17 protein-coding genes are annotated in these 24,076 nt (G+C 34.2%); 10 read left to right on the forward strand and 7 right to left on the reverse strand.

Annotated elements, in window-relative coordinates; translation table 11 throughout:
• Positions 1 to 205: 205 nt before the first annotated feature.
• The 4 genes from CF599_RS14395 to CF599_RS14410 all read right to left on the reverse strand — a co-directional run bounded on the left by CF599_RS14395 (position 206) and on the right by CF599_RS14410 (position 4,854).
• Positions 206 to 952: a glycosyltransferase family 2 protein gene (locus CF599_RS14395; protein WP_121966703.1), complete on the reverse strand. Its 747-nt coding sequence runs from the start codon at positions 950 to 952 to the stop codon at positions 206 to 208.
• Between the two features lie 267 nt (positions 953 to 1,219).
• On the reverse strand, positions 1,220 to 3,082 hold the full coding sequence (locus CF599_RS14400; protein WP_121966704.1) for an LTA synthase family protein: 1,863 nt from the start codon (positions 3,080 to 3,082) through the stop codon (positions 1,220 to 1,222).
• 85 nt (positions 3,083 to 3,167) lie between these two features.
• Positions 3,168 to 3,983, reverse strand: a complete 816-nt coding sequence (locus CF599_RS14405; RefSeq protein WP_121966705.1) for a 2,3,4,5-tetrahydropyridine-2,6-dicarboxylate N-succinyltransferase — start codon at positions 3,981 to 3,983, stop codon at positions 3,168 to 3,170.
• Positions 3,984 to 4,014: 31 nt separating this feature from the next.
• Positions 4,015 to 4,854 carry an NAD(P)-dependent oxidoreductase gene (locus CF599_RS14410; RefSeq protein WP_121966706.1) on the reverse strand — a complete coding sequence of 280 codons (840 nt, stop codon included), beginning with the start codon at positions 4,852 to 4,854 and terminating at the stop codon, positions 4,015 to 4,017.
• Between the two features lie 806 nt (positions 4,855 to 5,660).
• Here CF599_RS14410 and CF599_RS14415 point away from each other — a divergent pair.
• The 5 genes from CF599_RS14415 (at position 5,661) to CF599_RS14435 (ending at position 14,381) form a co-directional block, all read left to right on the forward strand.
• Positions 5,661 to 6,524, forward strand: a complete 864-nt coding sequence (locus CF599_RS14415; RefSeq protein WP_121966707.1) for an AraC family transcriptional regulator — start codon at positions 5,661 to 5,663, stop codon at positions 6,522 to 6,524.
• Between the two features lie 459 nt (positions 6,525 to 6,983).
• Positions 6,984 to 8,105: an efflux RND transporter periplasmic adaptor subunit gene (locus CF599_RS14420; RefSeq protein WP_121966708.1), complete on the forward strand. Its 1,122-nt coding sequence runs from the start codon at positions 6,984 to 6,986 to the stop codon at positions 8,103 to 8,105.
• A 12-nt stretch (positions 8,106 to 8,117) separates the two neighbouring features.
• Entirely contained in the window at positions 8,118 to 11,255 is a 3,138-nt protein-coding gene (locus CF599_RS14425; RefSeq protein ID WP_121966709.1) for an efflux RND transporter permease subunit, read from the forward strand.
• A gap of 501 nt (positions 11,256 to 11,756) precedes the next feature.
• On the forward strand, positions 11,757 to 13,148 hold the full coding sequence (locus tag CF599_RS14430) for an efflux transporter outer membrane subunit (protein ID WP_121966710.1): 1,392 nt from the start codon (positions 11,757 to 11,759) through the stop codon (positions 13,146 to 13,148).
• 351 nt (positions 13,149 to 13,499) lie between these two features.
• Positions 13,500 to 14,381: a hypothetical protein gene (locus CF599_RS14435; protein WP_121966711.1), complete on the forward strand. Its 882-nt coding sequence runs from the start codon at positions 13,500 to 13,502 to the stop codon at positions 14,379 to 14,381.
• 186 nt (positions 14,382 to 14,567) lie between these two features.
• Here CF599_RS14435 and CF599_RS14440 read toward each other — a convergent pair whose 3' ends face one another.
• Complete coding sequence (locus CF599_RS14440) at positions 14,568 to 15,179, reverse strand: hypothetical protein (RefSeq protein ID WP_121966712.1); 612 nt, start codon at positions 15,177 to 15,179, stop codon at positions 14,568 to 14,570.
• A gap of 123 nt (positions 15,180 to 15,302) precedes the next feature.
• The gene (locus CF599_RS14445) at positions 15,303 to 16,136 is read right to left on the reverse strand and encodes an AraC family transcriptional regulator (RefSeq protein ID WP_121966713.1); all 834 of its coding nucleotides are present in this window, start codon (positions 16,134 to 16,136) and stop codon (positions 15,303 to 15,305) included.
• Between the two features lie 79 nt (positions 16,137 to 16,215).
• Here CF599_RS14445 and CF599_RS14450 point away from each other — a divergent pair, with 79 nt between their 5' ends.
• The 5 genes from CF599_RS14450 (at position 16,216) to CF599_RS14470 (ending at position 21,775) form a co-directional block, all read left to right on the forward strand.
• Positions 16,216 to 17,166, forward strand: a complete 951-nt coding sequence (locus CF599_RS14450; RefSeq protein ID WP_121966714.1) for an NADP-dependent oxidoreductase — start codon at positions 16,216 to 16,218, stop codon at positions 17,164 to 17,166.
• Positions 17,167 to 17,386: 220 nt separating this feature from the next.
• A complete protein-coding gene (locus tag CF599_RS14455) occupies positions 17,387 to 19,954 on the forward strand; it encodes a WG repeat-containing protein (protein ID WP_121966715.1) in 2,568 nt (855 codons plus the stop codon).
• Positions 19,955 to 20,320: 366 nt separating this feature from the next.
• On the forward strand, positions 20,321 to 20,755 hold the full coding sequence (locus tag CF599_RS14460; protein ID WP_121966716.1) for an HPP family protein: 435 nt from the start codon (positions 20,321 to 20,323) through the stop codon (positions 20,753 to 20,755).
• Between the two features lie 364 nt (positions 20,756 to 21,119).
• Complete coding sequence (locus tag CF599_RS14465) at positions 21,120 to 21,320, forward strand: hypothetical protein (RefSeq protein WP_173835561.1); 201 nt, start codon at positions 21,120 to 21,122, stop codon at positions 21,318 to 21,320.
• Between the two features lie 254 nt (positions 21,321 to 21,574).
• Positions 21,575 to 21,775 carry a hypothetical protein gene (locus CF599_RS14470; protein ID WP_121966717.1) on the forward strand — a complete coding sequence of 67 codons (201 nt, stop codon included), beginning with the start codon at positions 21,575 to 21,577 and terminating at the stop codon, positions 21,773 to 21,775.
• Positions 21,776 to 22,868: 1,093 nt separating this feature from the next.
• Here CF599_RS14470 and CF599_RS14475 read toward each other — a convergent pair.
• Positions 22,869 to 23,795 (reverse strand): bestrophin family protein, encoded by a 927-nt coding sequence (locus CF599_RS14475; protein ID WP_121966718.1) that lies wholly within the window; start codon positions 23,793 to 23,795, stop codon positions 22,869 to 22,871.
• Between the last annotated feature and the right edge of the window lie 281 nt (positions 23,796 to 24,076).

Raw genomic sequence — 24,076 nt, forward strand, 5'->3', positions numbered from 1 at the left:
CGTTGAAAAACAAAGCAGTAAGCACCGTTACCAAATCGTTACCTGACTTCTTTGATTATCTCTATAAAAGCTTAGTATTCAATCGATACAGCTTTTTCCTGAAAACTTTAAAATATAAATGTATGTTTTTTTGATTTATAAAAGAAAATAAGTTTCAACTGTTATAGTTTAAGAATAAAAAACAGATATTTGAATAGTGTTTTTTTTAACTAATCTTGTTTAATCTAATTAATTTCACATACTTCATAAACGAAAAGAATGATTGAATTAAAGAAAATGCTAAACCATCTATTCCATTTAGAAATCCTTTCTTAAAGAAATAACAACGAATAAACGCTACTAATCCATTAAGAACGGGTTTAAATGCTGATACTTTTTTGCCGTTTTCATATAGCTGTTGTGCTGCCCAAGTTGAATATTGATTTTTCTTATCAATAACTTGTTTATAAGACTCCCAACCATAGTGTAATATATGTACATTGACACTTTTCTCATTGGTACTTATTATATACTGATGAGCCATATGGGCAGAAGGATGAGCAGTTTTTTTATTAAAAAATCTCACTTTAGCATCTGGATACCAACCAGCATAGTTTATTAATTTTTCTCCTAAGAAGTTTTTAACTCTAAATTTAAAAGCATCATATTGGCTACTTTCATATTCGTTCTTTTTAATAAATTCTAAAGCATCAGTGTCTAGAAACTCATCTGCATCCAAGTTCATTATCCAGTCATTTTTGCAATATTGTAGACCATGTGTTCTCTGAGGTCCATCGCCTAAAAAGGCTTGAGAGTATACTTGAGCTCCTTTTGCTTCAGCTATTTCTACAGTTTTATCTTTACTATTAGAGTCTATGATGATTACTTCATCACAATATTGAAATAAAGCGTCAATACATTTAGCGATATTCTTCTCTTCGTTAAATGTTATTACTAGTCCACTTATTGCCATTTGTTTTGTAAGGTGTTAAAAAAAAACTAATTAAGGTGATTTTGTTAATGTAGTTTATTCCGATTCGTCGTTAGGTTAATACGTCTGGTTAAAAGTATATCTTTTAAATGAAATTATTTGACTTTTAGCATTTTTTTAGTGTTCTAGTTAAGGATTATTACCTGTCTAGCGTATAGTTTAGTAGAAGAAAGATACTTTGTTAATTCAATTAGTGATGTTGAAATAAACCAAAACAGCCCCTTGAAATAACAAGAGGCTGTTGATGATTTACTTTATTGTAAGTTGATTATTTTTTACTCGATGATTGAAAGATTGGATATATGCTTTAATGAATTTCTCCATTTCATTCCTCTTTGCAACTTCTGTATTCATTAGATTTTGCTTAAGTAATGGATCTTTTTTCCAATTGTAAAGACCTAATGTTTTCTTACCATCAAAGGCTAGATAATAATCTCCTTTCTCGTAATTATAAATGTTATCAAGATAGTTTACTACGAAATCTTTATCAGATTTATACGACTTACCGTAAGTCACTACTTTAGTATTTATCTGTAAGTAATCCATTAAACTAGGCAAGATATCTATCTGCTGAAAGTTCTTTTCAACTTTCTCAGTAGTCATATTTGTATCTCCAGGAGCTAAGAATAAGATAGGTATGCGGAATTTACCTACATTCGTTTTCCATTCCTCTTCTTGAGGCTCAGCACAGGTATGGTCAGCTGTGATGATAAATATCGTATTGTTATACCAGTCTTTTGTCTTAGCAGTTTCGAAGAACTTCTTCAGTGCATGATCAGCGTAAGCGATAGACTCGTGGATATCTGCTTGTCCTTTAGGGAATTTTCCTTTGTATCTATCAGGGATAGTATATGGACTGTGTGAAGATATCGTAAATAAAGTAGTGAAGAAAGGCTTCTTAAACTCATCTAATTTCTTTGCATAAAATTGTAAGAATTCTTCATCGAATATTCCCCAGGCACCATCGAATGCCTCAGGACCTTCGTATTCGTTCTTGCCATAATACTCTTCAAATCCTGCTACATTTGCATACTGATCGAAGTTCTGACTACCATTAAATGCTCCGTGAAAGAACGCAGTATGATACCCATATTCTTTTAGTACTTTAGGCAGTGTGTATACATCGTTTAACGCATAACTAGATGATATGAACGTTCTGTTCATTAAGCTAGGTATACTTGAGATTGAAGAGGGTACAGCATCTATAGATACTTTTCCATTTGCAAAAGCATTTTCAAAGAAGTGACTGTTCTGAGCTAATGAATCCATAAATGGAGTTAATCCTCTATTCATAGTCTCTCTACCAAAGCTTTCTACGATTAATAGCACAACGTTCTTTTTGTTGATACTATCATATCTAAACTCTTGTACAGGGTTAAATATCTTATCTAATTCTGTGTCTGTATAAAAGTGTACTTCTTCTAGATTTTCACTTTTCCCCATTGTCTTAAGTACTGAGAAAGGAGTGTTTAATACTAAGGCAGTATTCTTAAGTCCTCCGTATTGAGAGGCATCTACTAAGCGTATTGGTTTTGGTTGAACACCACCACGACCTAATACCAACATTATTCCAACCACTAATATAGTGATGATGGTATCTTTAATATTAAATCTACTATTTTTAATCTTAAAGTTAATCTTGCGGTATATTAACCAGAAGAATAAGAAAGATAAAAACATAAATAGAGGAATCCACCAATAGTCAAAGATGAAGTTTTTTAATAAACCTGGTAACTCCTGTTCCATACCACTAGCAGTAATGAAAGCATACGAACTACGACGTCCTATAAACTTAAAGTATTCGTAATCTACATAGTTTAAACATAAGAAGAAAATATTCACCAAGAAGAAACTATAAAATAAGAACTTCTGATATCCTTTATTTGATTGAAACTTACCTGGGAATAAATGCAATAGTGCAAATCCTATATTAATAAATCCTAATGCAGCTAAGTCAAAACGTACTCCGCCTATAAAGACTTTTAAATCCCACGGATCTAGTAGATGTGCATTATAGAAATAAAAACCTATTCTACACAGTTGGTAGAAGAAGAAGATTAATAAAAACCTCTTGAAAAACAAGAGACAGTTTTGAGAAAATAATTTACTCATAATGAATTTTAAAAAAAACTTAGTAATAAATAAAAAACAGAGCACTCTAAAGTGCCCTGCTTAGATTTTATATATTTAAGGGATGTTACACTGCTACGTTATACTCTCTAAGTGCATCATTTAATGATGTCTTAAGATCTGTAGATGGTTTTCTCTGACCGATGATTAAAGCACATGGTACTTGGAATTCACCAGCAGGAAATTTTTTAGTATATGAACCAGGGATTACCACTGAACGCTCAGGTACATATCCTTTTATTTCTACAGGAGTATCTCCTGTCACATCTATAATTTTAGTAGATGCTGTAAGTACTACATTAGCACCTAATACAGCCTCTTTACCTACGCGAACACCTTCTACTACGATACAACGAGATCCGATGAATGCATTATCTTCAATGATTACTGGAGCCGCTTGTAATGGTTCTAATACACCACCAATACCTACACCACCTGATAAGTGAACGTTTTTACCGATCTGTGCACATGATCCTACAGTAGCCCATGTATCTACCATCGTTCCCTCATCTACATAAGCACCGATATTTACATAAGATGGCATTAAGATAACACCTGTAGAGATATACGCTCCATGACGAGCCACAGCATTAGGCACTACTCTGATACCTTTCTCAGCATAATTTCTTTTTAGTGGCATTTTATCGTGGTATTCGAAGATACCTGCTTCTAGCGTTTCCATCTTTTGGATAGGGAAGTATAGCACTACTGCTTTTTTAATCCATTCATTGATTTGCCATTCAGTACCTTTTGGTTCAGCTACACGCAATTTACCACTGTCAATAAGCTCTATAACTTCACGAATAGTATTTTGAGTATTTTGATCTTGTAAAAGTGAGCGGTCGTCCCACGCTTTTTCGATTACTTCTTGTAAGTGCGTCATCTGTATTAGATTGAGGTTTATTAATATATAATTATTGAATAGCTTTGATTACAGCCATTAAGTCTTGTTCTGCTAATCCTTGTCCACTAGCGTTGGCATATGCCTGCTCTGTCGCCTGTGTTAATGCTGTATTCCATCCAGCATCTTGTGCTAGTCGGATATCTTTTAGCATAAACTTCAGTGGAAATGCAGCAGGATATTCATCGCTAATCACGGCAGGAGTCTTTATCTTGCTCATTCCAGAACCACAAGCACTGTCATTTACTATCGCAGTCATCAGCTCTCTGCTTACACCATTTTGTTCAGCGAATAATACAGTCTCTGCGAGTCCCTGTACTACCACCGCCATATAGTAGTTAATCGCTAGTTTAGCCTTGCTACCATTACCTGCTTCTCCTAAGTAATAGTGACTTTTTCCCATTATTTCGAAGAATGGAATAGCACCTTCATAGACTTCTTTTTCCCCGCCGACTAAGAATAGTAGAGTTCCATCTATCGCAGGCTTCACACTACCAGATACAGGCGCATCTAGATAATGACCACCTTTTAGTTGGATAGCTTTACTAATATTAGTTGCTAGGTTAGGAGAGATTGTACTGCTGTTGATAAATACCTTTCTCGAGATATCATTAGTCACTATCTGATTAAACATATCCTCTACTATAGCATCATCAGGTAAAGTTAAGAATATGATATCTGTATGCGTGATAAAATTATTGATATCATCTAAAGGTGTTGCTCCTAAAGCAATTAATGGAGAAGATTTAGTTATATCTCTTCTGTAAAAGTTAACCTTGTATCCAGCTTTTAAAAGATTAGTAGCCATCGGAGCTCCCATATTCCCTAGTCCTATCCATCCTAATGTTTTCATATCTCTTAATTTTTGTATTGAGGTTAACGATAAAGCAAATATAGCGATAATTTTTTTTTGGATTAATAATCAGATTACTTACTCTTTACCTTAAATAGCAAAAAAATAATCCTCTGTATTCTATCATCCCTATCTATTATCAAAATCAACTATAATACCAATCTCAACAAATAATCAATCAACCTAAAACAAACAGCCCAACCTCCATAAGAAAGGTTTAAGTAAATGAGTAATGGTTAACCCATCAAAACTCAAATTTGCATCAAGCTCAAATATCTCTAAAGTCAATGAATAATAACTGAAGTATAGCTGGAGATTTGTTCGATAAAATGCCTTTCTACTCGACTATTCTCGAGGTATTCTCGACGAATAGTCGAGCAACTTGCTATTAGTAGTAGTGTTTATAAGGGATGAGATGCATATATGGCAATAGTGATCTTTATTTTAATTTTGTTTATTGTGTTTATTAGTAAGTGTTTGTGTTGATTTTTGGTGAAAAAAAAGTGAAGTATTTTTTTTGGTATTGTGCATTATTTAGTTGATTTAGGAAGGGATTAGTAATAAAAGAAGTGGAATAAACTACTAAAAGAGGTCTAAAGAAGTTGTTTTGAACCAAAAAACAAAAAAAGATAGAGTGAGTTTTTAAGAGAGTAGATGGGGTAAGTAGTATTGCTAAAAGGAAAAAAGTAGACTGTTAGTGCTATTTGTTTCTGAGTGATAGAGAATCACTGTTGGTAGTAAAAAGAGAAAATACAAATAAAATACTCGGAGATTGAAGATTATATTTGCCTTGTAGTTTAGTAGATATGAAGAATATAAAATGGGAAACATTAGAGCGATTAAAAGATAGTTTTGAAGAATTCGAGACAAGGGATCGCTATATCTATATGCCATTTATTAATACGAATTACTATCCTGCTGAGCCTTATCGCTCTAATTATTATGGGATAGGACTATTAGAGTCAGGGGAAATTACCTTCTATATTGATCTGACGGAATACACGATTACGGGACCTGCTATTATTTTTGCAGATACTATTTCAATTAAACGTTGGGATAAGGCTGGTACTAACTATGAGATGAAAACTATACTCTTCTCAGAAGACTTTCTGCAAGACAAATTAGTGGAGAGTAATGTGTTGACTTCATTCTCTGATTTGTCAAGTTTAGGGGGATGTGTGACTCAGTTAAGCCCCTTAGAGTTTGATCGTTTTGAGACGATGTTTAAGGTGATTGATTTGAACTATGATTCGGCTAGTCCATTTCACGCTGAGGTAATACGTGGTGTGGTGTACAGTATGGTCAATGAGGTGGCTTATCTCTATGAGAAATATGGCAATGCTACTAAGCATCTTCACAACCTTGCTCTTCGTTTTAGAGAAGCTGTTGGCAAACAATGTAAAGAACAAAGAAGTGTACAGTATTATGCTGATTATCTAAACATACACCCCAAATACCTAAGTCACGTCATTTCTTCAGAGACAGGACTAACGGCAAGTGAATGGATACAAAACCAAGTTATCTTAGAGGCAAAGATTTTGCTTCAAGATAAGAACCTATCTATCGGAACTATCACTGAGATACTGCACTTCAGTGACCAGAGTACCTTCGGTAAATACTTTAAAAAATATAGTGGAATCAATCCAACTGCGTATCGCCATACTTTATAGATAATATTCTATAAGGTTCTTCTAATGTTATGCTTTTTTGTTCTAAGAAGGCAATAAAGAACTATGTATCTAAATGATTATAACTTACTTATTGGCTAAATATTAAGTATTTAGAATGATTATAGTTAAAGTTTACAAAACCGACATATTGAACATCTATACCGAGTTATTGGGCTTGTCTGTTCTTCTTGATAGGAGGACTTTTGCAATAGAATGTTATTCGTGAAATACCTATACGTAAGTAGCGTACATATACCTAAACGATATGATTTAGAACGGAATAATCACGCTATTAGTACTTAGGTAAGAGCCATCTTGATTTCTATAATCTTACCTTTTGACTAAAATTGCTACTTTTTAGCCCTTTCACTTCGAACCTTTAGCGAATACTTTTGCTACGTTAAAAAAAGGTATTATCACTAGTAACGCAATAGTTCAATATTTAATAAATAATTAGAGATGAAAAAAACATCTACTTTTTTAGGTCTTACTGCAATAGCCTTATTATGGGCGTGTCAAGATAAAAAACAAGAGGGAGAATGGGGAGCTGAGGGGCCTGCTGAGCAGTATCCTGTCCTGTCTGTGAAAACAGAAAAAGCCAATTTATTTACAGATTACCCCGTAGTACTACAAGGAATCAAAGACGTAGAGATGCGTCCGAAGATAGACGGGTTCGTAGAAGCGATCTATGTAGACGAGGGGCAAACAGTGAAGAAAGGGCAGCCCTTATTCAAAATATACGCTCCTCAATATCACGAAGAGAGTATGGCTGCGGTAGCGTCTATTAAGAATGCGGAGGCAGAATTAAATAATGCGCGTATGCAGGTAGCGAAAGCGAAGCCGTTAGTGAAAGAGGGAATTATCAGTAATTATGAATTAGAGTCGGCAGAATATGCACAGCGAAGTAAGGAGGCTCAGTTAGCACAAAGCAAAGCAAATTTAAATAACGCACAGGCTAATGTGGGATACACGCAAGTAGTAGCTCCTTTTGATGGAGTGATAGGGCTGATCCCTTATAAAGTAGGAGCTTTAGTAAGTAGTGCTTCTCCTGAAGCATTAACTACAGTATCCGAAATTAGTAGTATCAATGCGTACTTCTCGATGAACGAAAAAGAGTTTATTGACTTTATGCAAAAAAATGGAGAGCAAACAATGCAACAGCGATTAGCAAGCCTTCAGGAGGTAACATTAATCTTAGCAAATGGCAGTGAATACAATCAAAAAGGAAAGATTAACACAGTGAGTGGGCAAGTAGATCCGCAGACGGGTAGTGTGAACTTTAGAGCGATATTCACTAATCCACAAGGGCTACTGCGCAGTGGGAACAGTGCTACTATCCGTGTATATGAAGAAGTAGCAAGTGCTATCCTCGTTCCTCAGAAAGCAACATTCGAAGTACAGGGTAAACGCTTTGTATACGTGGCAGATGCTACAGGTGTAGTGAAGAGTACCGAGATTAGTGTGTTAGAGAAAGTTCCGAATAGTCAATATTTCGTAGTCACTAAAGGACTTAAATCGGGAGATAAGATCGTAAGTGCTGATATAGGTGGACTGAGAGAAGGAACTAAGATTAAAATGTAAGGGAGAAGAGATATGCTAAGAAGATTTATAGAGAACCCTGTGTTATCTACTGTGATATCTATTATCATCGTGATACTTGGGTTATTAGGATTGTATTCATTGCCGATTACACAGTATCCTGAGATAGCGCCACCGACAGTACAGGTGACCGCTAATTATCAAGGGGCAAATGCTGAGGCAGTGATGAAGAGTGTGATTATCCCGTTAGAAGAACAGATTAACGGGGTAGAGAATATGGCTTATATGAACTCTAAGGCGAGTAATGATGGGTCGGCTGTAATCACTGTTACGTTTACACAAGGGGCAGATGCTGATATGGCAGCTGTGAATGTGCAGAACCGTGTGAGTCAGGCGATGAGTCAACTGCCGGAGGAGGTGATTAAGCAAGGGGTGACAACGACAAAGCGATTGAGTAGTGAGATATTCAGTTTCTTAATGTATAGTTCGGATAGTAGATATGATCAGGCGTTCTTAGAGAACTACGCTCGTATTAATCTATTGCCTAAGATTAAGCGTATTAACGGAGTAGGAGATGCGGCTATCTATGGAGGCCGTGAGTACAGTATGCGTATTTGGTTAAAACCTAATGCGATGGCATCTTATGGGCTAACGCCAAGTGATGTAGTACGTGCCTTACAAGAGCAAAACGTAGAAGCAGCACCAGGTAAGGTGGGTGAGAACAGCAAACAGAGTTTTCAATATGCTCTTAAATATACAGGTCGCCTTGAGACACCTGAAGAGTTCGGTGATATTATCATCCGATCTAACGGTACAGGTAAGATACTTCGCCTTAGTGATGTGGCAGAGATAGACTTAGGAGCTTACTCGTATGCGATGTCAATGACTACGTTTAAACAGCACGGTACTTATATCGCTGTTAACCAGGTAGCGGGGTCTAATGCTCACGAGATTATTAAACAGTGTGAGGCGCTGTTAGCAGAAGCAGAGAAAGACTTGCCTGCAGGGGCGAAGTTTGAAGTATATGCTAACTCAAATGACTTTTTATTAGCATCTATTGATAAGTTGATTATGACGTTGATAGAAGCGTTCATATTAGTGTTTATAGTTGTATTAGTATTCTTACAAGATTGGCGTTCTACATTGATACCCGCTATTGCAGTGCCAGTAGCTATCGTAGGTACGTTCTTTTTCTTAAACTTGTTTGGATTCTCTATTAACTTATTGACACTATTTGCTTTGGTGCTGTCTATTGGTATCGTAGTGGATGATGCTATTATCGTAGTTGAGGCAGTACATGCCAAGCTTTATGAAGGAGCAGAGAGTGCAAAAAAGGCAACTATCAGTGCGATGAGTGAGTTGAGTACAGCAATTATCTCTATTACTTTAGTGATGTCGGCAGTATTCGTACCTGTGACGTTTATCAATGGATCAGTAGGAGTATTCTATAAAGAATTTGGTATTACGTTAGCCGTAGCTATTTTGATTTCGGCTATTAATGCCTTGACTTTGAGCCCTGCCTTATGTGCGATAATGCTTAAACCTGAGTCAGGTGTACATCACGAGAAAAGAGGTTTTGTCAATAGGTTTAAGGTAGCATTTAATAGTTCTTTTGACAAGATGACTAACCGCTATGTAGGCGTATTAGGCTTCTTAAATAAGAACAAATGGTTGTCACTAGGAAGTATTGTTGTTTTTGGGGCTGTGTTTGTCTTCTTGACGAAAACTACGCCAACAGGATTTGTACCTAATGAAGATAGTGCTTCTATCTATGGTAATATTATTCTTGCTCCCTCTACTTCATTAGAAGAGACAGAGCGTATCTCTAATCAGATAGACAGTATCGCGATGAGCATACCAGAAGTCAAGTTTACCTCTCGATTAGCAGGGATGGACTTCTTCAGTGGTAATGGTAGTTCGTATGCTGTAGAGTTTATTAAATTGAAACATTGGAAAGAACGCCCTAATCCAGAGCAAAATATTCATAAAGTAGTAGAGCAATTATTCGCCAAGACTGCACATATTAAAGATGCAAATATCGTATTCTTCGCTGCACCTACCTTACAAGGTTTTGGTAACAGCTCAGGTTTTGAAGTACAACTACAAGACAAGACAGGTGGAGATTATAAGAAGTTCGAGGAAGCTATCGGTGGGTTCTTAGGAGCGTTAAACCAACGTCCTGAAATTATGTATGCGACTTCTTCGTTTAATACTAACTTCCCACAGTATGAAGTATCTGTAAACGTAGCGAAAGCTAAAGAAGCGGGTGTGAGTGTAACGGAGGTATTAACTACGCTACAAGGGTATTTAGGAGGTATCTATGCAACTAATTTTAACCGATTCGGTAAACAATATAAAGTAGTTATACAGGCTGCTCCTGACTTTAGAGAGAATAAAGAAGCGATCGATAGACTGTATGTGAAGAACGACAAGGGAGTAATGTCTCCTATTACAACGTTCATTGATTTGAAGAAAGTATACAGTCCGGAGTTCTTGACACGTTTTAACTTGTTTAATTCAGCCTTTGTTAACGGTAGTCCTAATGCAGGCTATAGTTCGGGTGATGCTATCCGTGCGATAGAAGAAGTAGCTGCTCAGACCTTGCCAAAGGGATATGGGTTTGAGTATTCAGGATTGTCAAGAGAAGAGAGTGGTAGTGGTAATCAGACGGTGATTATCTTCATTCTATCGATCTTATTTGTGTACTTCTTATTAAGTGCGCAGTTTAAGAGTTATATCTTGCCATTGGCAGTATTGTTCTCGTTGCCGATAGGGTTAGCAGGAGCATTCATCTTCGCTAAGATCTTCGGAATAGAAAACAATATCTTCTTACAGATTAGTTTGATTATGTTGATTGGTTTATTAGCAAAGAACGCTATTCTGATCGTAGAGTTTGCCTTGCAGCGACGACAGTCAGGACAGTCTATAGCAGATGCGGCGATAGAGGGAGCACGTATCCGTCTAAGACCAATCTTGATGACATCCTTTGCGTTCATTTTTGGATTATTGCCTTTGATGATGGCAAGTGGAGCGGGTGCATTGAGTAATAAATCAATTGGTACTGCAGCAGTAGGAGGAATGTTAATCGGTACAATAATCGGGGTATTAGTTATTCCGTCTTTATTTATTGTATTCCAGGCTTTACAAGAGAAGATCAGTGGAGCACCTGTTATAGAAGAGGAAATAGAGTAAGTGATAGTGTAGGTATGTGAGAGCGTACCTACATTTTATAAAACGTATAGTTTTTCGCTACGCGGTTATTCTTTTACTTTTTTTCTTGATAAAAAAAGTAAAGCAAAAAAATCAAGGCTGTAATTCCAAAGCGGTCAATTACGATACAAATTCTTAAACAAAATTAACTCGCTGGCGCTCAAACAGAATTTTGTTTTGCAGAATTTGCATCTATTGACACTCGCTTTTTCGTTAAGGCCAAGAGGGCTTCGCAAGATTAATTAGTTGAGATAGACTAGTCATTTGGGGAGCTTTAGGTTAGTTGGTTTTTAGGAAGGGTATGGTGTTGTAAAAGCTTTAGTTAGAGCTTCGCAAGATTAATTAGTTGAGGTAGACTATTCATTTTGGGAGTTTTAGATTAATTGGTTTTTAGAGAGGATAGAGTGTTGTAAAAGCTTTTTATTAAGCCTTTAGAAGTTTGAAAGAATACGATTTAGGTCAGAATGATAAATCAGAACAATAATGAAATGGACATATAATATATATATAGGTGTATTAGTGGTAGGTATGTTGGCATCGTGTCAATCTACTACTCGTTATCACCAACAAGATACAGCACCTCAGGAGCTATATCGAGAGGCAAAAGAAGGCGATACGTTGAGTATGGGGATGATGCCTTGGCAATCTCTGTTTAAAGATGCGCAACTACAAGCCCTAATAACAGAGGGAATTGAGAATAACTTAGACTTAAAGATGGGGATAGCCCGTCTGCAAATTGCTGAGTCTATGCTTAAACAGTCTAAGGCTGCTTTCTTACCTGACTTAAGTGTAGGTGGAGGAGTTAAAAGATCTCGTTTAGCATATCCGCAGGGCTTTGGCTTTGTAGAGAATGCAACACAGTATGATATATTCGCTAATACGTCTTGGGAGATCGATATTTGGGGAAAGTTAGCAAGTGGTAAACGTGCCGCTGCTTATCGATTATTACAGTCTGAAGCAGGACAAAAAGCCGTACAGACACAGATAGTGGCTCAGATAGCGGAGTATTATTATCAGTTATTAGCGTTAGATCAGCAACAGACTATTATTGAAAAGACAATAGCGAACCGCAAGATAGATGTGCAGACAATGCAAAAGCTGAAGGAATCAAACGTAGTAACGGGGGCTGCTGTAGTACAGAGCGAGGCGAACTACTATGATGCTGAGGCTACACTACCAGGAGTAAAACGCAGTATAAGAGAGGTAGAGAATGCCTTAAGTGTATTGTTAGGGAAGTCAGTAGGTACGATAGATAGAGGAGTGTTAGGTAATCAAGCTTTGCCTATAGAGCCTAGTATTGGTGTGCCTGCAAGCTTGTTACAAAACAGACCTGATGTAATGGCAGCTGAGTATGAATTAGCGGCTTACTTCGAAGATGTGAATGTAGCGAAGAGAGCGTTCTATCCAGCATTGACAATAACAGGTGGAGCGGGATTCTCAAGTTATGAGTTTAAGGATTGGTTTAGTTCGACAGGATTCTTTGCTAATATAGCAGGTGGACTATTACAGCCTATATTCAACAAGAGATTAAACAAAACGAGATTAGAGGTAGCGAAAGCGAGTTATCAAGAGAAGGCACATAATTTTCAAAAGACAATGTTAGTAGCAGGGCAAGAGGTGTCGGATGCTTTATACGCTTACCAGATGGCAGGAGAACAATTAGCAATGAGACAACAGCAGGTCGATAAGTTGGCTTTAGCAGTTGATTACACGAAGAAATTGTTAGTGTATCACTCGTCTACGAATTATACAGATGTACTAACATCTGAACAAGCTCATCTGTATGCTCAGTTAGCACATAGCAACGACCAGTTATTAGAATGGCAGTCTGTTGTTAAGCTTTATAGAGCATTAGGAGGGGGCTGGAGAGAGTAATTTTTTTCTATTTATATAATTGCTAATCGAGTGACTCAGGCATTGAGTTTTGTTTAAGTGTTCATTTTTTCGAGCATTCGATGTAGCTAACTTTAAGTTTTTAAAACAGCTCATTTTATAGGTAACTCATCAATATGCTAATTTGGGAGTTACTATTACATTACCCATACCAATGTATAGAATGAGATGCTGATAGACTAAAGTGTTTAGGTAAGTAATTACCTATGAATTTTTACTACTTTTTAACCGAGGGCCACATCGATAGATGTGGCTTTTTTTTTGGTTTGAATAGTGTTATTTTATTATAGATTGTTGTGTTATATTTATGGTATTGAATATAAATTGGTAATTATGGCTTATGATTTGAAGTTTTTTAAACGAAAGGAAAGTACTTTATCAGGAGATGATGTATTGGGGTATTTGACTGAACATTTAAATTTAAATGAGAATGGAAGTTGTTGGTATGCGGAAGTAGGAGCTACAGAGGCTTACTTCTTTTTTGAAAACACAGAAAATATAGATGATAGCGAAGGAGAGGATGATGAGTTTGAAGGTTTTGAATCTATTAATATTAGTTTTAGTTTAAATTTTATAAGACCTGATTTCTTTGGTTTTGCTTCGTTTAATTTTGTTAATCAGTTTATTAATGATTTAGATTTATACATATATAATCCTCAGAGTCCATCTGAAGAAGAGCTACCAGTTAAGTATAGTGAGGAAGAACTGTATAAGGACTGGTCAACAAGAAATGCTTCAATCTCATCAAATTATTTTAAAGAGTATAATTTAAATTATTATCCCATAGATAAGTCTAATTACTTTTATGAATATAATTTACGTTTAGAGGAGTTTCAGGATACTTTAGGGGACAACTATAATGTACCTAAAATGTTCTTTTATAAAACATTTAAAGAAGATAAGTTATGTACTGGTGCTGCTTGGATAAGGGAGCTACCATCTATATTGCCTAAGGTAGATTATGTCTTTGTTTTAGTAGAGCGTTGGAGGTGGTTTAAGAGAACCGAAGAGCTTAAGGTAGTTGCGTATGGTGTTTTTATAGAAGAGATGAAGGATTTATTAGAAGAATATGAATTCGAAAATTGTAAGATTATGAACACTAATTCAGTAAAAAAAGCACAACATATCTTGAATAATTTGGCGTATGAAGGCTGGGTTAAAGACTTTGGTAAATCTATTCGTACTGACTTAGTAGTTAATGTAAAAGAGGAATAATAGACTCGTGATGTTTTAATAATATGAATTTGTTATTCATAGCCTTAACAGAAGTGTTCAGTAGCTTAATAGTTGATTGTATAGTCGGAAGAAGAGTTGTTGTAATATAATAAGGGATTTTGGAAGAAACTCTTTTAACCCAAAAATAAGAAAGCGAATCTAACTTCTAGATTCGCTTTCTTGTTTTTAAAAAGATAGCTTGATGATTCTATCTAGTTTAGCTTTGTCTATATGAGGGCTAAATTCGTTGTATAATTCGTGTTTTAGCAGGGATACGATAGAGAAGAAATCAGTAGTTAGTACTAAGTAATACTTCTCTACTTTATCTATAGATTGGTTCTCTGCTATTTTGATTTGTTTACTTTCTGTCATAAGATTACCTACGTGTACGAGTATTTTATCGAAGGTCTCTGCTGAGGTATGCATCTGTAAGAATCCAAACTCAAAAATAAGATCGTGTAAATTATTCACTTCTTTCTCTATCTTCTTTCCATTAGATAATCCAGGGCTTAAAGACTCACGCTGAAGGATAGTATTTAGTTGAGTTAAGAACTGAAAGAATACTTCCTGTTTCTTCTCGAATACAAGTAAGTGGCGTTCTCTCGACTCCTCACTTTTAGTCTGTCCTTGAAGTAATAATACCGTGATAATAGCTGTAATTACTACCCCTAGTAAGGTACCAAAGAATTGACCTGGTAGGGAAGCAAGCTCAAATATTTCAAAGGTTATGGCTACGATAAAGAAGATAATCGTACTCGTGATTATCCCTATTCTTTGCCAATTGATTTTGTTTTTCATAATTTCTTTTAAATGTGATAAGTTGTAATCATTTGATGAGGTGGTTTATATAATATAAACTTCTCATAATGACAGGTTGTTGTACTAGAAATGAAAGTACAACTATTTGTGATATAAAAAACACTATATTTTCTTATGTGTCTTTCTAAAAGCAGACATACTCAGTGTTTCGTGCTTTTTAAAGAACTTGTTTGCGTGACTTTCATCTGTAAACGTAAATTCAGAAGCTATTTCACCTATTCTAAGATCGCTAAACAGTAGGCGATGTTTAATCAGCTTAAGTCTATAGGAGATAATATACTGCTGCATAGTTTCTCCACATTGATTTAAAAAATAAGCGCCGATATAGGATGACGCAAGTCCAAACTTATCTCCAATGACCTGAGCGGTGAGTAGCTTTAGGTCATAGATATTCTGTTGGATATATGCGATGATATCTAATATACGCTCATCCTTAGTTTCTAAGTTTTTAGGAGTATAGTGCATTAGATTACGAGTAGCGATAATCATGATGGCATTAATATATTGTCTCTGTAAATCACAGTTATAAGCTTTTGGGTTTTGTATACTCTGGATTAAGTTTTGTACTATTTGATATATTACTTCTTTATCTTCCTCATCAGTTATGATAGAAGTAGATAGATGTGAAGCGTAATAAAGGACACATTCTAGATGGTTAATAGTTAAAGCACTAGACTGTTTAAGATATTCGTCATTAATACGTATAACTAAGAATTCAGATTGCTTAGTTAGATCAAAAGAGTGTTTGTCTTCAGGTGTAATTAAATATAGATCTCCTTTCTTAAGTTTATTCTTACTATTATTAACGATGTGGTAGCCTTCTCCAGATATTACAAATACAAACTCAAAAAAGTTAAATAATCTATTCTGTAGAGGGCAAAAATCAAATTTTTCACAGAAGACTTCAAAAGGTTGATAGATATTTTCTCTTGCCATATATATACTGATTTATAATTAAAATGTACCTATTATTAAGCTTGGTATCAGTTTATTTTTGTGTAAAAGTAATTATTATATGAAAGCAATTGTGTTAAAAGAATTTGGAGGTGTAGATAAGCTTCAAATTCAGGATATTGATATTCCTGTTTTAAAAACTGGAGAGGTATTAGTCAAAGTAAAGGCATTAAGTGTAAATCCTGTAGATACTCTGACTAGAGCAAATAAAGTAGAGATTGCAAATCTCTTAGAGCAGTATGATCCTATTATATTAGGTTGGGACTTTTCAGGTGTAATAGAGGAAATAGGAGATCACGTACAAGAGTTTAAAGTAGGGGATGCTGTTTTTGGTATGGTAAACTTTCCAGGGCACGGTAGAGCTTATGCAGAGTACATCACTGTCTCAGTAGATCAAATAGCGTTAAAGCCTAGTAATATAACCCACGAAGCGGCAGCAGCTAGTACATTAGCAGCATTAACAGCTTGGCAAGCGTTTACGAGTTATGGCAAATTAAGACCAAATGATAAAGTGCTCATACACGCCGCATCAGGTGGTGTAGGGCATTATGCTGTGCAGATGGCTAAGTATCTAGGCGCATATGTGATAGGGACTTCCTCTGCTAAGAATAAGGAGTTCGTAATGGAGCTAGGCGCAGATGAGCATATCGATTATAGAAGTGTAAAGTTTGAAGAAGAGGTATCAGATATAGACTTCGTCTTAGAATCCATAGGAGGAGATAACTTCCAGAAGTCTGTTAAGGTGCTTAAAGAGTTCGGGACTATGGTCGTTCTACCGTCAGGATATACAGAAGAGGATGAGGTGGCTGCTAAGGCAAAACAGCTACACGGCAGTCACTTTATGTGTGTGTATTCTAGCGCTCGAGATATGAAAATCATAGCGGATCTGTTAGGAAAGGGAATTATAAGAGCTCATATTAGCCATATTTTTGACTTTAAAGAGATGGATAAAGCACATTTACAACTAAAAAGTGGAAATACTGTAGGTAAGGTGGTTGTGTGTATTTATTAGAGTAAATATAATATTCAAACAATATAAGACATTATAATATTTGATTATAGTGTCTTTTTTGTTTTAAATATATTGTATTTTTTATTTATAATTATGTTTATTGTGATTGTATTGTTTGTGATTTGTGTTTATTAGTAAATAATTCTTTATTTTTTTATATTTGGATTAGTTGAAAGAGGATGTTTTATAATTTAAATAATCAAATAACAATACAATATAAATGAAAAGAATTCCCTTACTAATATTGCTTGGAGTATTATCATTTTCGTGTAGTAACGATGATGGCGGTGGTAAAAAAGAAAAACCTGTAGAGAAACCAGACTATCAGCCTAAAGTTTTAATTCCTTTTGAAGAAAGAGGATTATGGGGATTTAGAGATCCACAGGCTAACGTAGTAGTAGTGGTACCTCAGTATGAGGCTGTAAAAGACTTTGATGAGCACAAGATCGCTAGAGTAAAGAAGAGCAAATTATGGGGGCTTATAGATATGTTAGGTAAGTCAGTTATCTCGCCTACTTATAATGATATAGAGAATTTTAGTGGACAAGGATATGCTACCGTAGTGAAGCTTGAGAAAAGCGGAGTAATAAATACAAAGGGAGAAGAAAAGGTAGCGCCAGTCTATGATAAAATCTTTGGGTATTATGATAAGCAGTATGTAAAGGTTGAAGCAGAGAATAAATTTGGTATAGTAGATAAGGATTGGAAAGTGGTAATAAAACCTACTTATACGAAGATTCGCGAGTTTGGAACTGATGGTGTAAATGCAAATCACATTATCGTAGAACAAACTAAGAAACGTGGATTAATCAAAAAAGAGTGGAAAACAATAGCAGAGGCAAAATACGATAGTATCACTAAGTTTGATGCTAAGGGAGTTGCTTTTTTAATTGATTCTTTAAAGGTAGGGATGGTTAATGCTGAAGGGAGATTATTAGAACCCAAATATGATATAATAAAAGAGTCTAATGATGAGAAAGAAGTTACCTATAAAGTAGTATTAGCAGAGAAATGGGGATTATTAAATAAAGATTGGAAAGAGATCATATCACCTCGTTTTGAAGCTGACTTTAAGATATTTGAGTTTGATAAATCGGGATACGCTAGATTACACGTAGGGGATAAATGGGGATTTATAGATAGTAATCACAAGGTCTTGTTAGAGCCTATCTATGATGAGATAACGGAGTTCGATATACAAGGGTTTGCTAGAATTAAAGTAGGAGAGAAATGGGGAGTCATAAATAGAAGTTTCAAAGTACTGTTAGAACCTATCTATGATGATATTATAGGGTTTAATGCTGAGGGATATGCCCGCGTGATTAAGGATAAAAAACTTGGAGTGATTAATAAAGATTGGAAGATAGTATTGCCGATAGAGTATGATAACATAGGAGATATCTTACCTTATGGGATGACTAGACTTACGCAAAATGGCAAGTTGGGTCTTGCTGATAAGGCGTGGAACGTGGTGTTACCTGTGATGTATAAAGATATTAAGATGACAGATGATAATGGTTTTGTGCAGATTAATAATGATATAATAGGACAGGATAATGCCATTGGGTTATTTGATGTAAAAACACATAAAGTATTAGAGCCAGTGTATAAAGCTATTGGAAGCTTTGATAAGAATGGATACGTTTTGGTTCAGAGTATTGATAGTAGGTATAATCTGTTAAATAAATCTTTAGTAGAGGGGCTTAATGAAAGCTTTGCGAGTATTAGTCTTTTAGAAGAAGATAATACATATAGGGTAACAAAGGGAATTTATGCAGGTGTTTATAGTAATGCGTTAGTAGAATTAGTTAAAGCTGATCGTTATATGAAGATATTCAGCTTTGAGAAAGACAATAAAGCTGTAGTAGAATCAGGGTTAGGTAGAAGAGGATTAATTAATAGACAGTGGAAAGAAGTATTAGAAACGAAATATTACTTTATCAATGAACCAGATACTAAGAGAAATAGAATATTAGACAGTAAGGATAAAGAAGGGGATTTACCTCTTTTTAATTTCTATACAGATGGAGGGAAAACGTTAGAGTCAAATTATAAAGAAATCAAGGTTAATTATGAGAATGGTGTGATCTTATTAAGAGGATTAAATGGTAAGTATGGTTTTGCTAGTGAGAACTTAAGTGTGGTGGTAGATGCCGAGTATGGAAAGGAGTTTGATTTCAAAAATGCTTCTGTGTCTCCATTTGAGCTAAATGGACAATGGGGTATTATGAATAAGTTTGGAGTTAAAGTTATCTCTGCCACTTATGATCGTATAACAGAATTTAGTGAAGACGGCTATGCTAGGGTGATAAGAGGAGGTCTTTATGGTTTTGTGAATAGTTCGGGACTGTTAACAGTAGAAGCAAAGTATGAAATGGTAGATCAGAAATTGATAAGAGATGGTTTGTCTAAAGTGAGATTAAATGGATACCCGATGATTATTGATTACACTAAAGGGACAGAATTATTTAAACCAGGTAGCGTAAGTGATGTAGATAACTTGTTTAATGGATATGCTTCATTCGAAATAGGAGGTAAATGGGGAATAAAGAATAAGGATGGTAATGAAATAGCGAAAGCAAAGTATGATAAGATAGATCGCTTTAATAATAGTGATAATACGGTGAGAATGTACGCAGGAAGATATGTGGGGGTAATGAATGCGAGAGGAGTGATTATAATAGAAGCAAATACTTATGAGTCTATAGGAACATTTAGTGGAGGAAAAGCTTCTGCTAGTAGAAATGGGACTACAGTGACGGTAGGTTTAGATGGAAAAGAAATATAGGTTAACCCCATGATCAGTGTTAGCCAAATACTACAAAGCACTTCGAAAGGAGTGCTTTTTTTTGTAACTATATTGATGATGTAAGAAGTGATTTGTAATTATAAGAGCTAGACATAGACTATATTTAGATATTGAAGTATTATGTCAGCTAGGTATTTGTTAAGGTGTTGATATTGATAGTCTTAATTTAGATAAAACTACCTTGGTTATTTGTTTGAATCAATGATTATTCTTAAATTTAGTAAACCTTAAATCTATAGGTAAATGATAACTGTGGATTATAAGGATAAAGATAAAGTTAGCAAGATATTGATGTCAAAAAGTGACTTTATTAGAGAGTAGGTGTCTAACTTAAATCCGTTTATTATGAGACAAAATGTTCCAGTAGCCGAAATTATGACTAAAGAGTTAATTACTCTTACATTAAGTAATAGTCTGTATGATGCAGAAAAGTTGTTTAAAAAACATAATATTAGGCATATACCTATAGTTAATGAAGGGAAGCTGATAGGTGTACTTAGTTATTCAGATTTGCTTAAGATTAGCTATGCTGATGTATTAGATGATGAAGATGATTTAATGGATGTATCTTCTGTAGTATATGATGTATACTCTATTAGTCAAGTGATGGCTAAAGTTGTTGTTAGTGCATTGCCTACTGCTACTATTAAGGAAGTAACGGAGATATTGGCGAAGCAGAGTTTTCACTCTATACCTATAGTAGATGAAGAGAATAATCTATTGGGAATAGTGACTACCACAGATTTATTAAAGTACTTTTTAAAACAATATCAAAATTAGAACAAGTACTCTATTATAGAGTTTAAAATATGTAAAGCAGGATAAATCGGTCGAAAAGTTTTTCCACGCCTATAAAAATGAATTTCGTTAGAGATAGAGTACTATAATTGCTCATATCTATTAATGAATTTCATTTTTTTTTATGCCTAGAAAATACAGAAAATCTACATTTTGTGATTAAAACATCAGTGAATGTGGTTTTATATTAAAAAGAGAGTGAATCTGTTGAATATGTTCGCTTAATTAAGGTTTAAAAATTTATTTAATTCATAAATGATTAAAAAAGTATTAAATGCTTAGTTATTTTTGTGTTTTATTGAGATGTTTTTTATATTTGATACAGTGATACAATAGTACTACAGATATGAAAAGAAAGACAATGTTTGACTTTGCGAAAACAATACTAGAGAATGTTAGTTTTGATCCAAAGTTATTTTATAAAGAATTGCAAAAGGCTATTCAAAATCTTTTACCATACGACCTAGAGCAATTAACTGATTGGGTTAGCGGATATGTAAAAGAGAAGCCTGAGCTTAGTGACTCGTTAGAATTAATTAAGATTTAAGGTATAAAAAGCACTTCTTATAGAGTTGTTTTTTTTTGTTCTAAAAAACAACTTAATAAGACAATTAAAAGAGTGTTTATTTATTGAAGTAAATAAATTATTATTTAGTTTTAATTCAGGATATTCATTGATTAAATCTATAAAATGAGAATGCAATATTAATTGCTAAAATTGTATTAAAGTCTAAAGTAAAAATATGAAAGGTATTTCTAAATGAGTATGTTTACTATGTAGTAAGATAAAAAGTTACAAATATGAAAACACGTTTAATGTTTGATTTTGCAAAGACAATATTAGAAAATGTGAGCTTTGATCCTAAACTATTTTACAAAGAACTACACAAGGCAATTAATCATTTGTTGCCATATGATGTAGAACAATTAGGAAAGTGGGTTAGTGGATATGTTCAAGGAAAACCAGAACTTCAAGAATCTTTAAATTTAATTAATGTTTAAATATAATATGAAGCACTTCGAAAGAGGTGCTTTTTTTGTGCCTAATTCTTCCATTCTCTTTTATTTAAGGGCAATGTCACTTTCTCTAGCTTCATTATTATAGCAGACTTCTAGAAGGTTTATTACTGAAATAGTCCTTTTTACATTGGAAACCTCAATGAATCTGCAGATAAACTACAGATGAGAGCAGATATAAGCTCCTCACTCTTCATTCATTTTATTAGGAAGATATAATGAAGTTTTTTTGATTTTATAAATTTAAGGTGCTAGCAATAAACTAAGGTGTATAATTTTTTTTGGTTTTTAATATGTATCTTTGCAAAGTATTGATTTTTAGTATTCAATAGCTTTTTCTTGGCCAATCTTCAAGGTCAATATTTAAAAATAATCAGAATAACATACGTTAATAGGAAGGATAGCTTTTTTTATGCAACCTTGGTTCGAGTGAGTCCATAGTGAGTCCATAATGAGTCCATCGTGACTCCATTAAAAGGGCTGTTTTAATGGAGTCATTATGTATTCACAATGCTGTCAATATAGTTTCATATAAGGCCACATAACAACTTCATAACTAGGTATCGATAAATAAGGGAGTTTGCTTTTTCTTGAGAGAAGTAATAAGATATATAATCCTTAGAGGAATTAAAAAACATTGATTTCTAATGAAATAGAAATCAGAATATGAAGCAAATGTATGAAAAATAAGTGTTAGTACAAGTTATATGTATGATTAGAATTATTGGCATATTGTTTGTTTTATATGTAGTAAGAAACAGAATTAGAAGACTATACATGCTGATATAAAGATATTAGTCAAGTGAGTTTTTTAAGAAGAGTAAGAACTTTACTCCCCCAAAGAAAGGTTGTTTACCATCGACTTATATTACCACTGATATAAGTATAGTCTTTAGTTTTGTTTAAAAACATATTGATTAGTTATCATATACATTGATTTAAAATAAGAAGATAGAATTTGTTATTCTGTTTTTGCTTACCGTAATAATAAAAAAAGCTCCTAGTAAAATATCTTTTACAGGAGCTTTTCTATTTTGTATAATTGCTTTGTAGTATTTGGCTAATGCTGAATGTGGGTTTAAGTAACTATGTAATTCTTGTCCGGAGTGATTAACTCAGGAGGAGTCATATCAGATATTTCACTTAAAGAATAGGCTATATTTGCACACATTTGATCTAGTGCTAAGTCATTTTCTTCTTCTCCGAAAGGCTCTGCTATCTCTGCAACTACAGCATCTAAGGCAATAAATGTATATGCAACGAAGGTTACGAAGAATGGCATAGCCCATATAATAAGATCTATCAAGCCAAAAGGAAGTATAAAACAATATACATATACTGTTCTGTGTAGGATAACAAAATATACGAAAGGAATCTTAGTATGTACGATGCGTTCGCAAGCTCCCAATACAATAGATAGTTCATCTATATTCTTATCTATTCTAGCCTGTGTGATTGTATCTAATCTTCCTGCGCGTTGCTGAGTAGCTATCCACTTCGTTAATTCATTTAAGATAAATGAAGGTTTGAATTTCTTAGTTAGCATAGCCTCATACACATCTTCTTTAAGATAAGGACGTACAGTGTCATAGTCTATTTTAGTTCTAAGCTGTTTATTAAGTAGATAACAAAAAGCTATAATCAGATTGATTCCTTCTTCTTTATCTTTCTTAGTAAACTGATTGTTTTCTTCAATGTAATTCTGAATTTGAAAAGCGAGAGATCTAGAATGGATGACTAAGCTTCCCCATTGTTTACGGCCTTCCCAGAAGCGATCATACGCTGCACTATTACAAAAACCTAAGAAGATAGCCAGAGAAATACCTATCAATGCAAAAGCACCTACATTTAGTGGTATAATCACATCAGGAAATAAATAATGTGCAAAGTATACTATCCAAGAGAATATAAAAATAGCGATTAGGGTAGGGAATATTTTTTTAAGAACTGAACCTTTCCAGATAAAAAGCATTTGAACAATATGCTTTTTGTTTCTAACGATCATAAGTATTGTTTTTTAGAATGACAAAGTTAAAGTGAAAACATAAAAAAAGCTACTTATTTTATAGATAAGTAGCTTAATATGATGTCCTCTAAAAACATCAAAACAACAATATTTTATATCTAAATACTATCCTCTTTTACGAGATAAAGCATAAAGAATACATATAAATCTCTTTATAGTATGTAGTAAATATATAAATAAGTTTTGTTTTTAACAATTTTTTTCGATGATTATATTAATGTTTTGGTAATAGTTTTTATAATAAACTTAAAATCAGTAAG

The sequence above is a fragment of the Myroides sp. N17-2 genome (assembly GCF_002286775.1).
Taxonomy (GTDB): Bacteria; Bacteroidota; Bacteroidia; order Flavobacteriales; family Flavobacteriaceae; genus Flavobacterium.

Coding starts and splice junctions, on each gene's coding strand:
- CF599_RS14395 (WP_121966703.1), bottom strand. CDS start 952: ATGGCAATAAGTGGACTAGTAATAACATTTAACGAAGAGAAGAATATC.
- CF599_RS14400 (WP_121966704.1), bottom strand. CDS start 3,082: ATGAGTAAATTATTTTCTCAAAACTGTCTCTTGTTTTTCAAGAGGTTT.
- CF599_RS14405 (WP_121966705.1), bottom strand. CDS start 3,983: ATGACGCACTTACAAGAAGTAATCGAAAAAGCGTGGGACGACCGCTCA.
- CF599_RS14410 (WP_121966706.1), bottom strand. CDS start 4,854: ATGAAAACATTAGGATGGATAGGACTAGGGAATATGGGAGCTCCGATG.
- CF599_RS14415 (WP_121966707.1), top strand. CDS start 5,661: ATGAAGAATATAAAATGGGAAACATTAGAGCGATTAAAAGATAGTTTT.
- CF599_RS14420 (WP_121966708.1), top strand. CDS start 6,984: ATGAAAAAAACATCTACTTTTTTAGGTCTTACTGCAATAGCCTTATTA.
- CF599_RS14425 (WP_121966709.1), top strand. CDS start 8,118: ATGCTAAGAAGATTTATAGAGAACCCTGTGTTATCTACTGTGATATCT.
- CF599_RS14430 (WP_121966710.1), top strand. CDS start 11,757: ATGAAATGGACATATAATATATATATAGGTGTATTAGTGGTAGGTATG.
- CF599_RS14435 (WP_121966711.1), top strand. CDS start 13,500: ATGGCTTATGATTTGAAGTTTTTTAAACGAAAGGAAAGTACTTTATCA.
- CF599_RS14440 (WP_121966712.1), bottom strand. CDS start 15,179: ATGAAAAACAAAATCAATTGGCAAAGAATAGGGATAATCACGAGTACG.
- CF599_RS14445 (WP_121966713.1), bottom strand. CDS start 16,136: ATGGCAAGAGAAAATATCTATCAACCTTTTGAAGTCTTCTGTGAAAAA.
- CF599_RS14450 (WP_121966714.1), top strand. CDS start 16,216: ATGAAAGCAATTGTGTTAAAAGAATTTGGAGGTGTAGATAAGCTTCAA.
- CF599_RS14455 (WP_121966715.1), top strand. CDS start 17,387: ATGAAAAGAATTCCCTTACTAATATTGCTTGGAGTATTATCATTTTCG.
- CF599_RS14460 (WP_121966716.1), top strand. CDS start 20,321: ATGAGACAAAATGTTCCAGTAGCCGAAATTATGACTAAAGAGTTAATT.
- CF599_RS14465 (WP_173835561.1), top strand. CDS start 21,120: ATGAAAAGAAAGACAATGTTTGACTTTGCGAAAACAATACTAGAGAAT.
- CF599_RS14470 (WP_121966717.1), top strand. CDS start 21,575: ATGAAAACACGTTTAATGTTTGATTTTGCAAAGACAATATTAGAAAAT.
- CF599_RS14475 (WP_121966718.1), bottom strand. CDS start 23,795: ATGATCGTTAGAAACAAAAAGCATATTGTTCAAATGCTTTTTATCTGG.